General features: G+C 35.1%; 16 protein-coding genes and 1 tRNA gene. 8 read left to right on the plus strand and 9 right to left on the minus strand.

What is annotated here, in order from left to right; all coding sequences use genetic code 11:
* Positions 1-18 precede the first annotated feature (18 nt).
* Positions 19-1,353 carry a c-type cytochrome gene (locus ACZIX2_RS00855; RefSeq protein ID WP_463338182.1) on the minus strand — a complete coding sequence of 445 codons (1,335 nt, stop codon included), beginning with the start codon at positions 1,351-1,353 and terminating at the stop codon, positions 19-21.
* 213 nt (positions 1,354-1,566) lie between these two features.
* On the opposite strand from ACZIX2_RS00855, the gene ACZIX2_RS00860 reads away from it, so the two are divergent.
* Positions 1,567-1,956 carry an SPOR domain-containing protein gene (locus tag ACZIX2_RS00860; protein WP_463338183.1) on the plus strand — a complete coding sequence of 130 codons (390 nt, stop codon included), beginning with the start codon at positions 1,567-1,569 and terminating at the stop codon, positions 1,954-1,956.
* A gap of 51 nt (positions 1,957-2,007) precedes the next feature.
* Here the strand turns inward: ACZIX2_RS00860 and infB are convergent, their stop codons facing one another.
* From infB to rimP, 3 genes are read right to left on the minus strand one after another with little or no spacing between them, the layout of a single operon-like run.
* On the minus strand, positions 2,008-4,854 hold the full coding sequence (gene infB / locus ACZIX2_RS00865) for a translation initiation factor IF-2 (protein ID WP_463338184.1): 2,847 nt from the start codon (positions 4,852-4,854) through the stop codon (positions 2,008-2,010).
* A gap of 50 nt (positions 4,855-4,904) precedes the next feature.
* Positions 4,905-6,158 carry a transcription termination factor NusA gene (gene nusA, locus ACZIX2_RS00870; RefSeq protein WP_463338185.1) on the minus strand — a complete coding sequence of 418 codons (1,254 nt, stop codon included), beginning with the start codon at positions 6,156-6,158 and terminating at the stop codon, positions 4,905-4,907.
* A gap of 13 nt (positions 6,159-6,171) precedes the next feature.
* On the minus strand, positions 6,172-6,636 hold the full coding sequence (rimP, locus tag ACZIX2_RS00875) for a ribosome assembly cofactor RimP (protein WP_463338186.1): 465 nt from the start codon (positions 6,634-6,636) through the stop codon (positions 6,172-6,174).
* 186 nt (positions 6,637-6,822) lie between these two features.
* On the opposite strand from rimP, the gene ACZIX2_RS00880 reads away from it, so the two are divergent.
* Positions 6,823-7,647 carry a universal stress protein gene (locus tag ACZIX2_RS00880; protein ID WP_463338187.1) on the plus strand — a complete coding sequence of 275 codons (825 nt, stop codon included), beginning with the start codon at positions 6,823-6,825 and terminating at the stop codon, positions 7,645-7,647.
* 60 nt (positions 7,648-7,707) lie between these two features.
* Here ACZIX2_RS00880 and ACZIX2_RS00885 read toward each other — a convergent pair.
* Positions 7,708-7,778 (minus strand) — tRNA-Gln (locus ACZIX2_RS00885).
* A gap of 236 nt (positions 7,779-8,014) precedes the next feature.
* Here ACZIX2_RS00885 and ACZIX2_RS00890 point away from each other — a divergent pair.
* Together ACZIX2_RS00890 and ACZIX2_RS00895 are read left to right on the plus strand one after the other, a co-directional pair.
* A complete protein-coding gene (locus ACZIX2_RS00890; protein WP_463338188.1) occupies positions 8,015-11,296 on the plus strand; it encodes a glycosyltransferase family 117 protein in 3,282 nt (1,093 codons plus the stop codon).
* A gap of 83 nt (positions 11,297-11,379) precedes the next feature.
* A complete protein-coding gene (locus ACZIX2_RS00895) occupies positions 11,380-12,015 on the plus strand; it encodes a polysaccharide deacetylase family protein (RefSeq protein WP_463338189.1) in 636 nt (211 codons plus the stop codon).
* A 49-nt stretch (positions 12,016-12,064) separates the two neighbouring features.
* Here the strand turns inward: ACZIX2_RS00895 and ACZIX2_RS00900 are convergent, their stop codons facing one another.
* Both ACZIX2_RS00900 and ACZIX2_RS00905 read right to left on the minus strand, forming a co-directional pair.
* Positions 12,065-12,361, minus strand: coding sequence for a thioredoxin family protein (locus tag ACZIX2_RS00900; protein ID WP_159690082.1), 297 nt, complete (start codon positions 12,359-12,361; stop codon positions 12,065-12,067).
* 69 nt (positions 12,362-12,430) lie between these two features.
* Positions 12,431-13,666: a metallophosphoesterase gene (locus ACZIX2_RS00905; RefSeq protein WP_463338190.1), complete on the minus strand. Its 1,236-nt coding sequence runs from the start codon at positions 13,664-13,666 to the stop codon at positions 12,431-12,433.
* Between the two features lie 220 nt (positions 13,667-13,886).
* Between ACZIX2_RS00905 and polA the strand changes: the two genes are divergently transcribed.
* Both polA and ACZIX2_RS00915 read left to right on the plus strand, forming a co-directional pair.
* A complete protein-coding gene (polA, locus tag ACZIX2_RS00910; RefSeq protein ID WP_463338191.1) occupies positions 13,887-16,742 on the plus strand; it encodes a DNA polymerase I in 2,856 nt (951 codons plus the stop codon).
* A 238-nt stretch (positions 16,743-16,980) separates the two neighbouring features.
* Positions 16,981-17,394: a hypothetical protein gene (locus ACZIX2_RS00915; protein WP_463338192.1), complete on the plus strand. Its 414-nt coding sequence runs from the start codon at positions 16,981-16,983 to the stop codon at positions 17,392-17,394.
* 78 nt (positions 17,395-17,472) lie between these two features.
* Here the strand turns inward: ACZIX2_RS00915 and ACZIX2_RS00920 are convergent, their stop codons facing one another.
* Both ACZIX2_RS00920 and ACZIX2_RS00925 read right to left on the minus strand, forming a co-directional pair.
* A complete protein-coding gene (locus ACZIX2_RS00920; protein ID WP_463338193.1) occupies positions 17,473-18,498 on the minus strand; it encodes a LacI family DNA-binding transcriptional regulator in 1,026 nt (341 codons plus the stop codon).
* Positions 18,499-18,684: 186 nt separating this feature from the next.
* On the minus strand, positions 18,685-20,181 hold the full coding sequence (locus tag ACZIX2_RS00925) for a glutamate racemase (RefSeq protein WP_463338194.1): 1,497 nt from the start codon (positions 20,179-20,181) through the stop codon (positions 18,685-18,687).
* Positions 20,182-20,446: 265 nt separating this feature from the next.
* Here ACZIX2_RS00925 and rplM point away from each other — a divergent pair, with 265 nt between their 5' ends.
* Complete coding sequence (rplM, locus tag ACZIX2_RS00930; RefSeq protein ID WP_463338195.1) at positions 20,447-20,902, plus strand: 50S ribosomal protein L13; 456 nt, start codon at positions 20,447-20,449, stop codon at positions 20,900-20,902.
* Positions 20,902-21,288, plus strand: coding sequence for a 30S ribosomal protein S9 (gene rpsI, locus ACZIX2_RS00935; protein WP_024980376.1), 387 nt, complete (start codon positions 20,902-20,904; stop codon positions 21,286-21,288). Before rplM ends, rpsI begins: the two co-directional genes overlap by 1 nt.
* Positions 21,289-21,401 lie beyond the last annotated feature (113 nt).

Consider the following 21,401-nt stretch of genomic DNA (forward strand, 5'->3'; position numbering starts at 1 on the left):
TAAATCTTAATAATCTTTTTAATAGTGACATTTACCACACTCTAAACCACCCATTTGAGCCGCTGTAAGCTTTTCAACTCCATACTTTTTAGAAAGTTGTTCGTGGATTTTGGTATAATATTCGTTCCCTTCCATCTTCACATCTGTTTTACGGTGACAATCAACACACCATCCCATTGTTAATGGAGCAAACTGTTTTTGAATTTCAAAAGTTTCTACAGGACCATGACAAGTTTGACACTCAATACCAGCAACAGTAACGTGTTGCGAGTGATTGAAATATACAAAATCAGGCAAGTTATGAATACGCACCCATTTTACAGGCTGAGTTTTCCCAGTATAACTTTGTGTTGTTTTATCCCAACCAACTGCAGTATATAATTTCTGAATTTGCTCATCGTAAAAAGCTTTGCTATACTCAGGAGTTGCAGTAGTTTCAGCCACTTCAGAAATGTTTTTATGACAGTTCATACAAACATTCAACGAAGGGATACCTGCATTTTTACTTACTCTAGCTGCTGAGTGACAATACTTACAATTGATTTCATTATCTCCAGCGTGAATTTTGTGCGAATAATGAATTGGCTGAATTGGAGCATAATCTTGATCAACCCCAACCTGCATTAAAAACCCATAAACAAAATAAGCACTACTCAAAAGCAAAAAGATAGCAGTAACCAATACCAAAAATTGGTTTTTCACAAATGCTTTCCAAATAGGAGTACCTGCCGCTTTAGCCTCTACTTCTATTCCATTTGCTTTAGCAACTTTTCTCAATAAATTGTTAACTAAAACTAGCAACACTACTAGCATAGCCATCACTAATGCTAAGGCACCAAGAATTACATTATTACTAATCCCTCCATCTTGTGCTTGTGTTGTAGCTGTACCCGTTGCAGCAGCTGCCGCTGGAGCTTCTTCTTTTGGCGCAGAAGTATACGCTATAATATTATCAATATCTGCATCAGACAATTGAGGAAAAGCAGGCATTACTGACTTATTATTTTCCTCAAAAAGCTTAACTGCATAAGCATCCCCAGATTTTATTACCTCTGAACTGTTCTTAACCCACTTGTGAATCCAAGCTGCATCTCGTCTTTCCGCTATACCTCTCAAAGCAGGTCCAGTCGCTTTGGCATCTAATTTATGACAAGCAGCACAGTTAGTGTTAAATAATTCCTTACCTTTCACAGCATCACCTCCTGATGCTGCTGGCGCAGCCGCTTCTGCAGGAGCAGCCGCTTCTGCGGGTGCAGGATTTTGCGCAAATAAACTCAAGGAAGCCGTCAGCAGAATTGCCAGACTCAAACCCATTCTCCTTGTAATCGAACTATGGTTACCCATCTTTTTCATATTGTATATTAATTATCTAAAAAATTTTAGCGTTTTACCAACTAATTTTGTTTGACAAAACCACTTTTTTGAAAATACGCGACAAAAATACACTTTCAGAACTATCCACAAAACCTTAAAATAGTCTTAAATTCAATTTATACGCGTTCTAAATAAGGAATTTGATTTATTTTAATTTTTAATATTCTATTTTTGCGTAAAAACCAAGTAGTTATGATAAAACAAAGGCTTATAAAACGTTTTCTTCTAGTATTTCTAACAACTATATCGTTGTCGAATATTTCTGCTCAAAATAAAAATTTAACAATAATTGATGACCCTAGAGTAGACCAACTTCTTAATGAAAAGAAAAAAATAAATCCATCGTTAACCCTACAAGAACGCTATCAAATACAAATATTCAGTGGTAGTTCCGAAATTGCTAAAAAACAATTAACAGAATTCAAAACAGAATACAAAGAAGTTGATGCCACACTTTTTTTCCAAACACCCAACTACAAAGTTTGGGTTGGCAACTTTAGAACCAGAATGGAAGCGGAAAAAAAACTGATGGAACTCCAAAAAAAATACAAGAATGCTTTCTTAATAAAACCATCCAAATAACCTACAAAAAAAAGCCTCGAATAATCGAGGCTTTTTTTTATAGATCACATCTTATTTTAATTTCTTCTTAATTGCTACTTCGTGATATGCTTCAATAATATCTCGCTCTTCAATATCATTGAAACCTTTGATTTGAATACCACAGTCATATCCTTTGGTAACTTCCTTAACATCGTCTTTAAATCGCTTAAGCGCTAACAATTCGCCCTCAAACACAACTACTCCGTCACGGATTACGCGAATTTTAGCGTTTTTCGTTATTTTACCATCGGTAACCATACTACCTGCAATTGAACCTACTTTAGATATTTTAAATATCTCTCTGATTTCAGCGGTACCTAATACCTCTTCTTTCATTTCTGGAGCCAACATTCCTTCCATAGCATCCTTCAAGTCATCAATAGCAGCATAGATGATAGAATAGTAGCGTATGTCGATTTCTTCCTTATCAGCTAACTGTCTAGCATTACCCGCGGGTCGAACATTAAATCCAATAATAATAGCATCAGAGGCAGAGGCCAACATTACATCAGTTTCAGTAATCGCACCTACACCTTTATGTATAATATTGATTTGAATTTCATCAGTAGACAATTTAGAGAAAGAATCCGATAACGCTTCAACAGATCCGTCCACATCACCCTTAAGAATGATATTCAATTCTTTGAACTGACCTAAAGCAATACGTCTTCCAATTTCATCTAAAGTAATATGACGTTGCGTTCTTACAGACTGCTCACGCATTAATTGAGCACGCTTAGCAGCAATTTGTTTAGCTTCTTTTTCATCCTCAAATACCGTAAACTTATCACCAGCAGTGGCAGCTCCATCTAAACCAAGAACAGACACAGGAGTAGAAGGGCCTGCTTCTTTTACCACATGGCCACGCTCATCATGCATTGCTTTGATTTTTCCGTGATGCTTTCCTGCCAACATATAATCTCCTACTCTTAATGTTCCGTGCTGAACTAAAATCGTAGACACATATCCTTTTCCTCTATCAAGATACGCTTCAACTACCGTACCTTGTGCCAACTTATTTGGGTTGGCCTTCAAATCAAGTATTTCAGCTTCAAGTAAAACTTTTTCTAACAATTCTTTCACCCCTGTTCCTACTTTCGCAGAGATATCGTGTGATTGAATTTTTCCTCCCCAATCTTCAACTAACAGATTCATTCCTGCCAATCTTTCCTTTACTTTATCAGGGTTAGCATTAGGCTTATCAATCTTGTTAATTGCAAAAATAATTGGCACTCCAGCAGCTTGCGCGTGAGAGATTGCCTCTTTGGTTTGAGGCATGATATCATCATCTGCAGCGATAACAATAATCGCTATATCCGTTACTTGAGCTCCACGTGCACGCATAGCAGTAAACGCTTCGTGACCCGGCGTATCTAAGAAGGCAATTTTTTGACCATTATCCAATGTCACTCCATACGCCCCAATGTGCTGAGTAATACCTCCAGACTCCCCTGCAATTACATTTTCTTTACGAATATAATCTAGCAAAGACGTTTTCCCGTGATCAACGTGACCCATAACAGTAACAATTGGAGCACGAGTTACTAAATCCTCTTCTCTATCTTCAACAACTTCTATTGCTTCTTCAATATCAACAGTAATAAACTCCACTTCATAACCAAACTCATCACAAACAATTGTCAAGGTTTCAGCATCCAAACGTTGATTCATGGTCACCATTATACCTAAAGACATACACGTTCCAATCACTTTTGTAATTGGCACATCCATCATAATTGCGATTTCACCAACGGTTACAAATTCAGTAACTTTTAGGATTTTGCTTCCTTCGTCTAATGCTCTTTGTTCGTCATCAGTTTTTTGACGATGTGTTTCTCTTTTTTCTCTTCTATACTTAGCTGCTTTAGATTTACCACCTTTCCCTTGAAGTTTTTCAAGAGTTTCACGGATTTGATTTTTAACTTCTTCTTCCGTTGGCTCTACTTTGGCTACAATTGCAGGACGATTCCCTTTTACAAATCCTGGTTTATTTCCTCTATTAGGCCCACCAGCATTGCCTTGTGCGTTTCTATTTGGATTTGGTCCAGTTGTAGTTCCTGGGGTCTTTTGCGCATTTGCACCTGGTTTTGGAGCAATACGTTTGCGTTTATTTTTGTTTGCATTGGCCCCTGGAGCACCTGGCTTATTAGGTGTTATTTTAGGATCTTCTTTTTTCTTTTTAGGTTTTTCAAATTGAGAAAGATCAATTACTTGCCCCGTAAGCGTAGCCCCAGAAAGTTTCTGATATTGAGTAGTGATAGTATCTTCTACTACAGGCTCAGAAACCACAGGTGTAACTGTTTTTTCTTTAGAAGGCGTAACTACAGGAGCTTCAGCTTCCTTGCTCTCTTCAATTTTCTTCTTAGGCTCTTGAGGAAGCCCTTCTTTTTTATCTGAAGAAGTTTCATTTGAAATAACCGCCGTTTTTTGAACAGGCTCAGTAACTTTTTCAACCGGAGGCACTACTTTTTCTTCCGCAACAACAGGAGCGCTAATTGGAGCTGATTTTTTGGGATTCAAATCGATTTTCCCAACTTGAACAGGACCAGTTACCGTTGCTCTAGCTTTAATGACTTCTTGCTGTCTAGCTTTTTCTTCATCTGCTTTACGTTTATTCTCAATTTCTTTCTCTCTTTCGATACGTAAAGCTTCCTTCTCTTTTCTTTTTTCCTCTCCTACTTCTTTAGACGCCTCTTTGTTACCTTTGTCTCCAGCAAACTGACTGCACAAGACATTGTATACCTCTTCAGAAATTTTAGTGTTTGGATTGGATTCAACAGCAATCCCTTTATCTTTAAGATAATCCACCGCTCTTTCTAAAGAAATATTCAATTCCCTTAAAACTTTGTTTATTCTTATTATTCTCTCTTCAGACATAAAACCTTTTTATTATTATCTATTTTGTTGTGTTGTGTGAAGAATATAGATTAACTATCGAATTCTTCTTTCAAAATTCTAATTACATCTAGAATTGTTTCTTCTTCTAAGTCAGTTCTTCTAACTAGATCGTCTACATCTTGGCTCAAGATACTTTTAGCGGTATCCAAACCAATTTTTGCAAATTCATCGATAATCCACTCATCGATTTCATCTGAAAACTCTGTTAATTCAACATCATCTTCATCAGCAGTTGCCCCAGCGATATCTCCTTCACGAATAACATCCAATTCATAACCTGTTAGCATACCTGCCAATTTGATATTTTGTCCTCCACGTCCAATAGCTTTTGAAACTTCTTCTAATTTCAAAAACACTTCGGCACGTTTAGTTTCTTCATTTATTTTAATAGACGAAACTTTAGCAGGACTTAAGGCTCTAGTGATATACAATTGAATATTATTGGTGTAATTGATTACATCGATATTTTCATTTCCTAACTCTCTAACAATACCGTGAATACGAGAACCTTTCATCCCCACACATGCTCCAACTGGATCTATACGATCGTCATAGGAATCAACAGCAACTTTTGCTTTTTCTCCAGGTATGCGCACTACATTTTTGATCATAATCAAACCATCAAAAACTTCTGGAATTTCTTGCTCAAACAATTTCTCTAAGAACTTCTCAGAAGTTCTAGACATGATAATTTGAGGTTTGTTTCCTTTTAATTCTACGCTTTCAATAATTCCGCGAACATTATCTCCTTTTCTAAAGAAATCAGAAGGGATTTGTTTTTCTTTTGGCAATACAATTTCATTACCTTCATCATCAACCAAAATTACAACTCTTGGACGCACATGGTGCACTTCGGCTGTATAAATCTCACCGATAATATCTTTAAATTGTTTATAAAGATTCGTATTATCGTGTTCATGGATTTTAGAGATTAAGTTTTGACGTAAAGCCAAAATAGCACGTCTTCCTAAATCTATTAATTTTACTTCTTCTGAAACTTCTTCTCCAATTTCAAAATCCGCTTCAATTTTACGAGCTTCTGTTAAAGTAATCTCTTCGTTTTCGAAATCCAAGTCTTCATCGGCAACAATTACTCTTCTTCTCCAAATTTCCATATCTCCTTTATCAGGATTGATAATGATATCGAAATTTTCATCAGAACCATATTTCTTTTTCAAGGCATTTCTAAATACATCTTCTAAAATTGCCATAAGCGTTACACGATCAATAAGCTTATCATCTTTAAACTCTGAAAATGATTCGATTAATGCTAAATTTTCCATGCGAATTCTCTAATTAAAATGTTACTGTAACAATTGCTTCTTTAATATCTGAATAAGGCAACTTTAGTTCTTTTTGAACAGTTTCCTTTCCTTTTCCAACTTTTTTAGGCTCTCTTGCTTTCCAAGACAAAATTATAAAATCATCGGTTGCTTCAACTAATTCTGCCTCAATATTTTCAGTAGCAGTTTTCACAATCAATGTTCTTCCGATATTTTTCTTGTATTGACGAATCATTTTTAATGGCGAACCAACACCTACAGATGCCACTTCTAATGAAAAATCCTGTGCTTCACGGTCTAATCCATTTTCGATTTCACGACTTACATCTATACAGTCCTGAAGAGCAACCCCATTATCTCCATCTAAAGTAACTTGGATTTTAAAGGCATCATTAATAGATACGTCTATTAAAAAAACGCCTGGCTTCTCCAGCAAAGCCGCCTCGATCAACTCTTGTACTTTTGCTTTAAATGACATAATTTTATAATAATTGTATAAAAAGAGGGGACTACTGCCCCCTCATTACTTAATTTTTAATAAATAATGTTGCAAATATAGTGTTTTTTTACAAATTAATTTATTTGATTATACTAAAAAAAATATTAAATTTACTATAACCTTTTAAATAAAGGAATTTCTCACATTAAAACCCCAAAACCAACCATGAAAAGGATTTTAGTTCCAACTGATTTTTCAATCTATGCCGAAAACGCATTAAAAGCCGCTGCACAAATCGCAAAACAAAACCAAGCAGAAATTGTGTTACTGCACATGTTAGAACTCCCAAACCAAATGTCTGATGCTGTTTCAAGCGGAAAAAGCATTCCCGAAGTAATGCTATACATTGAAAAAGCAAAAGAAAAACTATCAGAAATTTCAGAAAAACCTTATCTTGACAACATTCAAGTATCTGAATTGATTCAATTTGAAAAAGCTTTTGATGGCGTTTTAAAATTTGTCAACCAAAACAACATCGACCTAATTATAATGGGTTCACACGGCGCTTCTGGAATGGAAGAAATATTTCTAGGATCCAATACCGAAAAAATTGTTCGCTCTTCCGAAGTACCCGTTCTAGTAATCAAAAACGAAGAAGATGATTTCAAAATTAACAACATTGTTTTCGCCTCGGATTTTTCCAATGAAGCCAAAATTCCATTTTCTAAATTAAAATCATTAGCCGAAAAGTTTGATGCTAAAATTCAATTAGTAACTATATGCACACCCAACAGCTTTAAAACAACTCAAGAAGCAACTATTTTAATGCAATCTTTTGCGCGAGAATTTGACTTAACCAATTATAGCATCGCTGTATTTAATGAAACCAATGTAGAAAAAGGGATCATGAAGTACGCTGACGAAGTTAACGCAGATCTTATCGCCTTATACACACACGGAAGAACAGGATTTGCTCATTTCTTCAACGGAAGCATTACAGAAGATCTAGCTAATCATTCTCAAAAACCAGTTTTGTCTTTTAAACTTTAATTCTTCCAATAGGCATAAAAACAAAAAAACCTCTCATTTCTGAGAGGTTTTTTTTCTTTGTTGGTCTACTAGGACTCGAACCTAGAAAGACGGCACCAAAAACCGTAGTGTTACCATTACACCATAGACCATTGCTATCGTTTTGCGAGTGCAAATGTAATACAAAAAATAAGTTTCGCAAACTTTTTAAGCGAATTTATTCAAAAAAAATCACATTTTTTTTCTCGAATAAAAAATTTTCTGGTTATAAAATTCATAATCAAATATTTACCTACAAGCCCAACAAAAACATAAAATACCATTAATGCTTTTCGCTTTCCACAAAAAAACATTTTCTTTGTAATCGAAATAAAAACACATAAGATACATGGATCAAACTTCCTTTAATTTTAACAAATGGAACACCATTCTAGGTTGGTTCACCTTTGGAATTGCCCTTTTGACTTATTCTTTAACTGTAGAACCCACCATGAGTTTTTGGGATTGTGGCGAATACATTGCTACAGCCGCTAAATTAGAAGTAGGCCACCCTCCTGGAGCGCCTTTATTTCAAATGATGGGAGCCTTTTTTGCAATGTTTGCTACAGATCCATCTCATATAGCCTTAATGGTAAACATGCTTTCTGTTTTTTCGAGCGCCTTCACTATTCTATTTATGTTCTGGTCCAGCTCCATGATTTTAAGAAAAATGATTGCGCACTATTCAGAAATCAACACTAATAATGAAATTGCTATTTTAGGAAGTTCTTTTGTAGGTTCACTGGCTTATACTTTTTCGGATAGTTTTTGGTTCAATGCGGTTGAAGCCGAGGTATACGCTATGGCCTCATTACTTATTGCTTTATTATTTTGGCTTGGTTTGCGTTGGGAACAAGACATGGACCAACCCAAAGGCAACAAATGGTTGCTTATCATCTCTCTAGTAATAGGATTATCCTTTGGGGTGCATTTCATGGCATTGCTAACTATACCTGCCATTGGTTTTTTATATTATTTCAAACACTATGAAAAAGTAACTATAAAGAATTTCATTATTGCCAATATAGTGGTAATATCCGTTTTATTATTCATATTCAAACTACTTCTACCTTTAACCATGGCGTTCTTTGGAAAAACAGAAGTATATATGGTGAATAATCTAGGTTTACCATTTGATTCCGGAACCTTGTTTGTAGCCCTGCTTTTTGGTTTGTTTTTCTATTTCGGACTACAGTACACACATAGAAAAGGCTTAGTGTTTTACAATACTATTATTCTATGCATTTTATTTATATTAATTGGATTTTCTACTTGGATGATGTTACCCATCAGAGCTAATGCCAATGTGGTAATAAACGAAAACAAACCTTCAGATGCGAGAGAAGTATTAGCATACTATAATCGTGAACAATATGGTGCTAGCCCATTATTTTATGGATCACAATATACTGAAGCTTTTGCCGGATTAGATCCAAACAACCCGTATTTAGACAAAGCTCCAAACTACGAACGAGACTATAAAACCGGCAAGTATGTGATTGTTAACAATTACAAAAACGCGGAACAAAATAGTGATGATGCTCATAAAACTATTTTGCCTCGAATGAGAAGCGGTGATCACATCGAAAATTACATTAATTTCACCAACCCTCCAGCTTTTAGACTCAACCCCGATTACCCATACGAAGAAGATCTGTTACAATATGGTATAGATCCAAGCAAATTGAGTGAAGAAGATTTAAACAAAGCTACGGCTCAAGTACGTAATGAAATTGAAAAAATTGTTGCCGAGTTTAGAGCAGCTTATGCCCAAAAACAAATTGACAACAGTGGATATGTAAAATTCCTTAAAAGCTATGGCGATTATTTAATCGTTGAAAAACCAACTACATGGGACAACTTATGGTTTATGGCTGAATACCAATTTGGATATATGTATTGGAGATACCTTATGTGGAATTTCGTCGGAAGACAAAACGACATTCAAGGAAAGTATGACAATCTTGACGGTAATTGGTTAAGCGGAATTAATGCACTAGATTCATTTCGTTTGGGCAACCAAAACAATTTACCAGAAGACGTTTTGAATAATAAAGGTAGAAACACTTATTACTTCTTACCTTTTATCTTAGGTTTAATCGGATTAATGTTCCACGCAAGTAAAGACCGTAAAAGTTTTTATGTACTATTAACACTTTTCTTATTTACCGGTCTTGCCCTGAAAATATACTTAAACGAGCGTCCTTTTGAACCTCGTGAAAGAGACTACGCCTTAGTGGGATCCTTTTATGTTTTTGCCATTTGGATTGGTTTTGGGGTATATGGACTGTATGAGAGTCTCAGAAAATATGTGGCACCAAAATGGGCTGGACCAATACTAATTGCCGGAAGTTTATTAGCCGCCCCAGTATTAATGGCTACTCAAAACTGGGACGACCATGATCGTTCTGATAGATATACTGCTGTAGCCATGGCCAAAGCTTATTTAAATTCTTGTGATAAAAACGCAATATTATTTACAATTGGTGACAATGACACCTTCCCTCTATGGTATGCTCAAGAAATAGAAAAAGTTAGAACCGATGTCCGAATTGTAAATACCAGCTTATTTATGACGGATTGGTATATCGATCAAATGAAAAGAAAAGCATACGAATCCAACCCACTACCCATTTCCTTTAACCATGATGAATATGTGGGCGATAAGTTAGATTATGTTGCGTATATCGAAAAAATCGATACGCGCTGGGACATCAAGGATATGATGAATTTCATCAAACATCCAAAATCAACCGTTGAGTTACAAAATGGACAAACCATACATTTTTTCCCAACAAATAAACTCAGATTGCCTGTAAACAAAGAAGCTATCATCAAAAACAAAATTGTAGCACCGTCTCAATATGACTCCATCGTACCTTATATTGATATCGACATCAAAGGAAGAGCATTGTACAAAAACCGTTTAATGATGTTGGATTTAATTGCCAATAACAATTGGGAGCGACCTATCTACTTTAGTGGAGGCGCTTATGATGACGAAGACTTCCTTTGGATGAAAGACTACCTACAATTAGAAGGTATGACTTATAAGCTAGTACCAATTAAAACAAAAACGTCAAAAGACGCAAGTCCATTAGAAATGGGAGGAATGGACTCTGAAAAGATGTATGAAAATGTCATGAAATGGGATTGGGGCAATAGCGAAAGTCTAAACATCTATCACGATCCTGAAACAAGAAAAAACAGCATCACCTACCGTTCGTACTTGTCAAGACTTATGAATCAATTAATTGCAGAAGGCAAAAAGGATAAAGCCAGAAAAGTAATCGAACTTGCTATGACCAAAATGCCTCTGGATAAATTTGGTTATTACTCCTTGGTGGAACCCTTTGCCAAAGGATATTATGATCTTGGTGAAACACAAAAAGCACAGGAGCTATTGTCTAAATTAATCAAAAAATACCAAGACAATCTTAGGTATTTCAGCACCCTTCCTCCATCTGACCAAACAGACATAGCCATCGATATAATTACAGATATTGAACGTTATAGAAGTTTGCTGATGGTCATGAAAGAAAGTGGCGACTTGAATTTTTACAATAAAAACAAAGCTGCCTTTAACACCTACATCAACATCTTTGAAAGATTTGGTAGAGAAAAAGAATAGTAAAAAATAATACCCCATTTAAAATGTAGCATAATTCGATTATGCTACATTTTTTTTAACTTTATAGTAAAAACTAAAGAAACATGTCATTCTATTGGATAAAGACCAACGCATTGATTAAAAAATATTTTTCCAATTATCTTTGGGATTGTCCTAACCATCACAACAAAATCTATTTAACGTTTGATGATGGACCAACCCCCGAAATCACTACTTGGGTGCTCGAACTCTTAGAAAAAGAAAACATAAAAGCAACTTTTTTCTGTGTTGGAAAAAACATAGAATCCAATCCATTGTTATTCCAAACCATACTATCACAAGGTCATGCTATAGGAAATCACACCTACAATCATCTTAATGGATGGAAGCACACTTTAGAAAACTACATTGCAAACGTCAAAGAGTGCGAAACAATTATTCATAAAAAAACCAATCATAAGCCAAACTTATTTCGCCCTCCTTATGGGAAAATAAAAAGAAAACAAGCTCAACAATTGAAGGAATTGGGATATAAAATAGTCATGTGGGATGTCCTAAGTGCTGATTTTGACACTACAATTTCTCCGCAAAAGTGCTTAGACAATGTTATTTCATCAGTGCAATCGGGCAGTATTATCGTTTTTCATGATAGCGTTAAAGCCTCCAAAAACTTATACTTTACCCTACCCAAAGCTATTTATGATTTAAAACAAAAAGGATTTGTATTTGAAACGCTTTAAACATCTCAAACACAAATCCTTTTTTAAATAGGAATCAAAAAACTAGATTCTATATTTGTTCTTGAACTAATCCAATTATTGTATTAGCATCCAATTCTCCTGATTGTCTCCACATCATGACACCCTCTTTGTAAATCATCAAAGTTGGCAAACCTTTGATACGTAAAACCTCTGCTAACTCTTGATTTTTATCCACATCAATTCGAATGACTTTGGCTTTGTCTCCTAAGGCTGCAGCTACATCTTTTATCACAGGATGCATCGAAACTGAAGATTCGTTCCAATCAGTGTAAAAATCAATTAACACTGGAACTTGAGCGTTTATTAGTTCTCCAAATTTTGACATATAACCAAAATATTTAATTTATAATATTTTTTTAGTGATATTATTTGCAAATATAGCATATTTAACCAATCATGCTCTATTTTCTCCTTTTTTTAGTTGAATTACAGTTATTTCCGGCATAATACCCACTCTACCAGGATAAGCATGAAACCCAAATCCACGGTTTACGTAGACGTATCTTCCTAAATGTTCATATAGTCCCGCCCATTGTTTGTATACATATTGCGCTAAACTCCATTTGAAATAGCCTGGAATTTCGATACCAAACTGCATTCCGTGGGTGTGTCCAGAAAGGGTCAGCTGAAAATGCTTTTCATCCTCTCTAATGATGTGTTCCCAATGACTTGGGTCATGACTCATTAAAATTTTAAAATCGTTTCGTTTCAATCCTTCGGAAGCCTTAACGATATCACCAGCTTTTTTAAAGTTATGCCCCCAATTTTCTACACCAACTAGAGCAATTTTTTGATCCTCTTTTTCAATAAAAACATGTTCATTTAGCAAAAGTTTAAAACCAATTTGTTCATACAATGCTTTTATAGCTTCAAAATTCTTGGCTTTCTCTTCATTGGTTTTCCATGTAATGTACTCTCCATAATCATGATTCCCTAAAACAGCAAATTTCCCATAAGGATGCTTTTCGATTTTATTAAAGGTATCAATCCATGGAAGCATTTCATTAGCATGAGTATTCACGATATCGCCTGTAAACAATATGATATCGGTTTTTTGTGCGTTAATTAAATCTATCGCATAAGCAATTTTATCTGGATTGTCGAAGCTACCACTGTGCACATCTGAAATTTGAGTAATCGTAAAACCATCAAAAATTTCGGGTAAATCAGGAAAATAAATAGCTTGTTTTATGACCTTAAAATTATATCGTCCCTCGAAAATACCGTACAACAATGAAAAAAATGGTACTGCAGCTAAGCCCAATCCCATTTGACTTATAAATTTACGACGAGTGGGCAAAAACCCAACTTCTTTTTCTCTATTTACCACATATCCAATACAAGCAGAAACTACTCTAAATAAATCTTCTCCCAATAATACAAAAGCAAGAAAAGTTTTAGGAACATAAATCAACAACATCAGTCCCATGGTGCGCAAAGTAGCTTGGGTTTGCCCTACCGAACGATCAAACTGAGAAAAACCATATACAATGTAAATCAAAAGAACAGCACTTACAAAAAGATAGCTCCACAAAAAAAATTTGCTTTTAACGATTGATCTAATAGCTTGAAAAGAATAGACTTCTATAATTGCAATGATGACAAAAAACACCAAAAAACGAAACATCATACCCGAGGATTTACAGCGCAAATTAACAAATAATGTAAAGTAAGTTGGAGCGGATTATCTTAATTTTAACTTATTTTTTTTAAACATACACCATACTTCGCTAATTGAAAATAATCCTTTATAGTCTCCAATTGGAAGAATATACTTTAAGCAATATCTCCCTAGGTTTTCCAATTGCTTTGATTATTTTTACCTTTTCAAATTTATAGATAAAAAAACCATGTCAACACCAAAACGACTTTTCCTGCTGGATGCCTATGCGCTTATTTTTCGTGGCTATTATGCTTTTATCAAAAACCCGAGAATCAACTCAAAAGGCATGGACACTTCGGCCATTATGGGTTTCATGAACTCTTTGATGGATGTTATTCGAAGAGAAAAACCCGATCACTTGGCTGTAGCTTTTGACAAAGGAGGCAGTGATTATCGTTATGAAATGTATCAAGAATACAAAGCGCATCGTGACGAAACGCCCGAAGCGATTAAAATTGCGGTTCCCTACATTCAGGAATTGCTAAAGGCCATGCATATTCCAATCATAGAAAAAGCTGGTTTTGAAGCCGATGACCTTATTGGGACCTTAGCCAAACAAGCCGAAAAAGAAGGTTATCAAGTATTTATGGTTACACCCGATAAAGATTTTGCACAATTGGTATCCGAAAATATTTTTATGTACAAACCTGCCCGAATGGGGAACGACATTGAAATATGGGGAATTCCAGAGGTTTTGGCCAAATTTGAAATTGAACGCCCCGAACAAGTAATCGACTTTTTGGGCATGATGGGCGACTCGGCAGATAACATTCCAGGACTACCGGGAGTTGGCGAAAAAACCGCTAAGAAATTCTTGGCCGAATACGGAACCTTAGAAAACTTGCTGGCCAATACCCACCAACTCAAAGGGGCTATGAAAAGCAAAATAGAAGCCAATGCCGAATTAGGGATTTTATCCAAAAAACTAGCCACCATCTTACTCGATTGCCCTGTTACCTTTGATGCACATGATTTTGAGCTATCCAAACCAGATGTTGAAAAAACCGACGCCTTGTTTCAAGAATTAGAATTCCGTCAAATGAAAGCGCAATTCGACAAACTCTTTGGAACTGGAAAAGAATACGATGAGATTGAGAGCAATGGAGGCGAAACACTTACAGCTACAACTAAAAAAACTCCATCTAAAAAAACCGCAGAAAACCAAATGGATTTATTTGGGTTCTCTGACGAAGAAAATAGTCATGAGAATGGTTTCAATAAGTTTTACAAAACATTAGAGGATACCCCTCACTTTTACCAAACTATTCAAGGTGATTTTCCTGTAAAATTATTGCTTCAAAATTTATTGCAACAAACTTCAGTTTGTTTTGATACCGAAACTACCGGAATTGATGCTTTGAATGCCGAACTAGTTGGGATGTCTTTTTCTTGGGAAAAAAGCAAAGGGTTTTATGTTCCTTTTCCAGAAAACCAAGAAGATGCGCAGGTATTGATAGAAAAATTCAGGCCCTTTTTTGAAAATGAAGCCATCGAGAAGATTGGCCAAAACATGAAATATGACCTGAAAATTCTTTCCAATTACAATATTCAAGTCAAAGGAAAACTATTTGACACCATGATTGCGCATTATTTGATCAATCCCGATATGCGACACAATATGGATGTTTTATCTGAAACCTACTTAAAATACAGTCCAAAATCGATCGAAACTTTAATTGGCAAAAAAGGAAAAAACCAATTATCAATGCGTCAAGTAGAATTGGAAGCCATTAAAGAATATGCTACCGAAGATGCTGATATCACATTTCAATTGGCAACCCATTTTCAACCAATTTTAGAAAAAGTGGGCACTCAAAAATTGTTTGACGAGATCGAAATGCCTTTAGTACAAGTGTTGGCCGATATGGAGAAAGAGGGTATCAATTTGGATGTTGACTTCCTAAAAAACATGTCGATTGATATGCAAAAAGAAATCGATGCTTTCGAACAACAGATATATGAGACAGCGGGTGAAAAATTCAATCTAGCTTCCCCAAAACAACTGGGCGATATTTTATTCGACAAGTTAAAAATTGGTGGAACAAAACAAAAGAAAACCAAAACAGGACAGTATGCTACGGGTGAAGAAGTTTTATCTTATTTAGCCCATGAGCACCAAATTGTTCGTGATATACTCGAATGGCGTCAGATGGTAAAACTGCAAAGTACATACATTGATGCTTTACCCAATCAAGTCAATAAAAAAACCGGACGAGTGCATACCGATTACATGCAAACGGTGGCTGCAACAGGTCGCTTGAGTTCCAATAATCCTAACTTACAAAACATTCCTATTCGTACAGAAAGAGGACGACAAATCAGAAAAGCATTTATCGCACGTAATGAAAATTACACGCTCCTTTCTGCGGACTATTCTCAGATAGAATTGCGCATTATCGCGGCTTTGTGCGGTGAAGAGAACATGATCAAAGCTTTTCAAAACAAAGAAGACATTCATAAAAGTACGGCTGCCAAAGTGTTTAATGTTCCTTTAGAAGAAGTAACCAAAGAACAGCGTAGCCATGCTAAGACAGTCAACTTCGGAATTATCTATGGTGTCTCTGCTTTTGGATTAAGCAACCAAACCAATTTGTCTAGAAAAGAAAGCGCTGATTTGATCGAAGCCTATTACAAAACCTATCCAAGATTAAAATCATTCATACAAGAACAAGTTGATTTTGCCAGAGAAAACGGCTATGTAGAAACCATTTCAGGCAGAAGACGTTATTTAAAAGATATTAACTCTGCCAACGCCATTGTACGTGGTGGAGCAGAACGAAACGCTGTCAATGCTCCTATCCAAGGTTCCGCTGCCGATATTATCAAAATTGCTATGATCAATATTCATAAAAAGCTTACTGATGAAAATTGGCAATCCAAAATGTTATTACAAGTGCATGACGAATTGGTGTTTGACGTACACAATTCGGAACTTGAAAAAATACAACCGATGATCAAACACGAAATGGAAAATGCCTTCAAAATGGCAGTCCCACTAGATGTTGAAATTGGAATCGGTAAAAATTGGTTGGAAGCACATTAAACTAGGACATTGCTACAGTAGTATTAAGTCCAAAACCAAAACCAGAAAAGGCAGAAATCGAAAAGCCAATGATCTTATCGATTTCTGCCTTTTTGTTTTAATCCTACAAACCATTTTCAATTATCAATCCCTAAAGAACTATAAAATACCGATTAAAAAAATCGAAGATTTTTAAATTAATCCACTATCTTTACACTATTGATTTACAAATAATTGCGCGAACCAAAAAAATATTTTTATGAAAAAAACATTCAAAACGATTCTTTTGATTTTGGTATTTCTTATCGGCGCAGGCACCTATACATTGAGTGCCCAAAATCCACCTGCTCATGCAAAAGCACACGGATTAAAAAAGAAATACAGATATTATTCGGAAGCCAATGTCTATTACGACCCCATTGCTAGGTTATACACTTTCCTGAATGGAGGCCGATGGATTACTCGCGGCTCTTTGCCCAACACTATTCGATTAGAAGGCACTTTTAATGATTTTGATTTTGAGGGAGACGATCCTTGGAGAGAAAATTCAAAACACAAAGAAAAATACAAACTAGCAAAAGCTGTCTCTAAAGGGAATACAAAAAAAATTGAAAAGGCATTTGATTCAAATGATCGAAATAAAAATAAAAGGCACGGAAAAAAGAACAAATAGCTCAAAAACAACAATCAATACAAAACAAAAAGGCAATCAGAAAAATTTTGATTGCCTTTTTATAGTAATGTGAATCGATTATTTTGATCGGGTCGATTCTCTTTCTTTCAATTTAGTTTTAATCACTTTAGTTTGATATGGCAAATGCTCTTCTTTAGATTCCAGACGATCAATTAATAATTGAGCCGCTACTTCACCAATTTCAACACCATGTTGACTTACGGTGGTCAAACTTGGAGAAAGTCTTCGAGAAGCTAAGATTCCATCAGCAAAACCTATTACCGATAAATCCTCAGGGATACGCAAACCTCTTTTTATCCCGAATTTTAAGGCCGCAACTGACTCATCTTCCGAAAGTGCAAAGACCCCATCTATGGTATTATTAGCATACATGGCTTCTACCTTTTCATTCAAACCTTCGCTCGAATCGGTGCTTAGAATAATATTCTCATTGATTGGCAATCCATTATTTTTTAAAGCTTGCAAGTAGCCTTGTAAACGCAATTTCCCAATACTCAAGTTATCTATAGTTGATAACAAGGCAATGTTTTTACAACCTGAATCTATCAAATACTGCGTGGAATCTAAGGCTGAATCAAAATCATCTACTATAACTTTGTCACAATCTAATTCGTCAGTTGTTCTATCAAATAAAACAATTGGCGTTCCATCACTAATAATTTCCTTTAAATGATTGTACTCATGATTTTTTTGAGCTTCTTCAGAAATAGACAAAACAAAACCGTCGATGGTACCGTTACTCAGCATCTCTAACGTATTGGCTTCTTTTTCTAGCGATTCATTAGAAATACACATGATTACGTTGTAACCTCTAGAATCTGCTACTTTTTCTATTCCACTGAAAACTTTGGCGAAAAAAGAGTTCAAAATATTAGGAATAATTACACCAATCGTTTTTGTTTTACGATTCTTAAGATTTAAACCAATCACATTTGGTTTATAATTTTTTAGTTTCGCATACTCTTTTATTTTAATCTTGGTCTGCTCACTAATTTCCGGGCTGTCATTGAGGGCTTTAGAAACGGTTGACACCGATACATTTAGTTCCTTTGCAATTTGTTTTAGAGTGGCTTTCACTTTCATTTTCGTATATTTTATTTTAATTGATCAGCCATAACTGAAATTTTGAGGTCTCTATTATGACAAAATCTATTGAATTTATTTTACATTTCTTTATCAAATGTAAAAATACAACAAAAATAACATCTTAAAATGCATTTTTCCGAAAATAATTAACTATTTATTACAATTTAAACTACTTTTTCAAAACTACTTTTTCAAAACATGGGCTGCATCGACCCATTTATTTAAGGGAGAATCTACTATCAATTGATACACCTTTGGGATCTGTTTTTGAAACCTTTTGACAATATCTTCCGTAATATTTTGCGCTGAAAAAGGCACATTTAAAACAAATTCCTCGTTGGCCCCCGCATTTCTTCCATACTTATAATCATAAACAAACCTACTCCCATTTGAATCAGTTACAACCGAGGGATTATTCAAATTGGGTACACTAATGAAGAAGTCCGCTTTTTGAACATGAGTAGTAGAGTTATCTAATTTTTGTTGTACAAGATACTCATAAAGTGCTTCTGCGGTATTCACTGAAGGATCAATTAAATGCACTTCTTTCGAAAGCAACTTCTTATAAAGGTAAACTCCATTTTGTTTAACCGTACGCAATTCTCTCAAAACTTTATCAATTTCTCGCGTCAAAAAAGGATAATGCGTACAACCTAAAATTAAAGTTTTTAACGGTAAAGCATTGGGGGTTTTTCTCATTTTTTCAAGTAAAGAAACCAAATGATACCGAACATAATTCTCGGGCGAATTGATTTGAATTAAACCGCATTGATCCACTTCTTTGGCATCGCATAACATTTTAAAATTAGAAAAATCAAACCCATATATATTCAGCAACGTTTTGTCAATAGACAAATCTGAATTAGCCAAACCTGGACCTTTGTAAATAGACCTTGGAGAAGTGGCATTAGGGTCGATATAATTCAAATCTTCATCAACGGCCTCTGCCACACCTACCCCACCTTGGCTATACAACTGAATATTTCCTTTATAACCATTTTTCTTAATATATTCTTGAATCGCATGAGTATATCCATTAGAAGCCACTGTTCCTGCTGTTGCAAAAATACCAATACTTCCATTTTCATTTTTACCAAAAGTCTGAAGGGCGCCTTGCACTCCAGCATTAATAACACCAATAACTTTGACTTTGGTATTGGTCAGTTCCAAATAGTGTTCAATATCCGACAAACCATATGCTGTAGCTGTATTGCAAGCCACAACCATAGTTTTTATAGGTGATTTAGAAAAATTCTTTTGATTATTGACATAAAAAGCGTTTTGAATCAAAAAATGTGCATCTTTAACAATATGCTCTCTTAGCAAATCTGTTTTATTGGTCGCTGCATAATTTCCATAAGGCATGTTGGCCTGATCTGCCAAATAAATAAAATCTTCATATTGAAAATCCAAGATTCCATCGCTCCCTTTTTTATGTGTAACATTATTATAGGAATCCAAATTAACAATAGCATTTAAAACTGTTAACCCACCGGTACCCGAATCAAAAACACCAATAGGCATAGTGGGACTAATCGCAGGATATTGAGAAAAATCATAAAAATAAGGACTGCTTTTATCATTAAAGATTGTCTTTACAATTGCCGGTGATTGAGCATAACTAGAGAAAACAACAAGATTAAAAACAAAAAAAGTAAAGTAAAAAGAATTATTACGCATTCTGAACGGTTTAAATGATATTGATTAGTAAAGTACGTACAAACAAATCTATTCAAAAAAAGAATTGATAAGAATGAAAAAAAAAAAAAAAGGAGTTTCCATACCTTAGAAAGTATAAAGAGGAACTTCAGAATCAGTTTACAATATATTAACATCTGATAATCAACACAAAATATTATAATGAGATGGTTTGGTTTTATAAAAATTAATTGTACTTTTGCACTCCCTTTATTGGGGATGGAATGTTTAATTAAAAATTATTATTGTGAACGCATTAAGCTACAAGACAATTTCAGCAACTAAAGCCACTTCAAACAAAGAATGGATTGTTGTTGATGCTGAAGGTCATAACTTAGGACGTCTTGCTTCTAAAGTCGCTATGATTTTAAGAGGGAAGTACAAACCAAGTTACACACCTCACGTGGACTGTGGAGATAACGTAATTGTTATCAACGCAGAGAAAATTAACCTTACAGGTAACAAACTAGATGACAAAATTTACATGCGTCATACAGGTTACCCAGGAGGACAAAGAACTTTAACTGCTAAAGTATTACAAGCTAAGAACCCAGCGTTGTTAGTAGAGAAAGCAGTAAAAGGGATGTTACCTAAAAACAAATTAGGAGCAGAACTTTTCAGAAATTTAAATGTTGTTGTAGGAGCTGAGCACAAACATGGCGCTCAAAAACCTAGAACTGTTAACCTAAACGATCTTAAGTAATGGGAGTTATTCACAAAATCGGTAGAAGAAAAACCGCTGTTGCTCGTGTTTATGTTTCAGAAGGAACAGGAGTAATCACTGTAAACAAAAAAGAATTCGCAACGTACTTCCCAACTGCTACTTTACAGTACAAAGTAATGCAACCAATGTCTATGACTGAAAATGCATCAAACTTTGACGTAAAAGTAAACGTTTATGGTGGAGGTGTTACTGGTCAAGCAGAAGCTGTTAGAATGGCAATCGCTCGCGCAATGTGTGAGGTAAATGCTGAAAACAGAGGCGTTTTGAAACCAGAAGGTTTATTAACAAGAGACCCAAGAATGGTTGAACGTAAGAAATTCGGTCAGAAGAAAGCTCGTAAGAGATTCCAATTCTCTAAACGTTAATATTGCCTGTCTTGTTCGCTATGGGCAAGACTTAATAGAATTATTTATTCAATTAAAAACAATGTTGTTATTGTCCCGATGCGTCGGGAGATTAGTTTAGCATCTAAATGTAA

Source organism: Flavobacterium riviphilum, assembly GCF_055231795.1.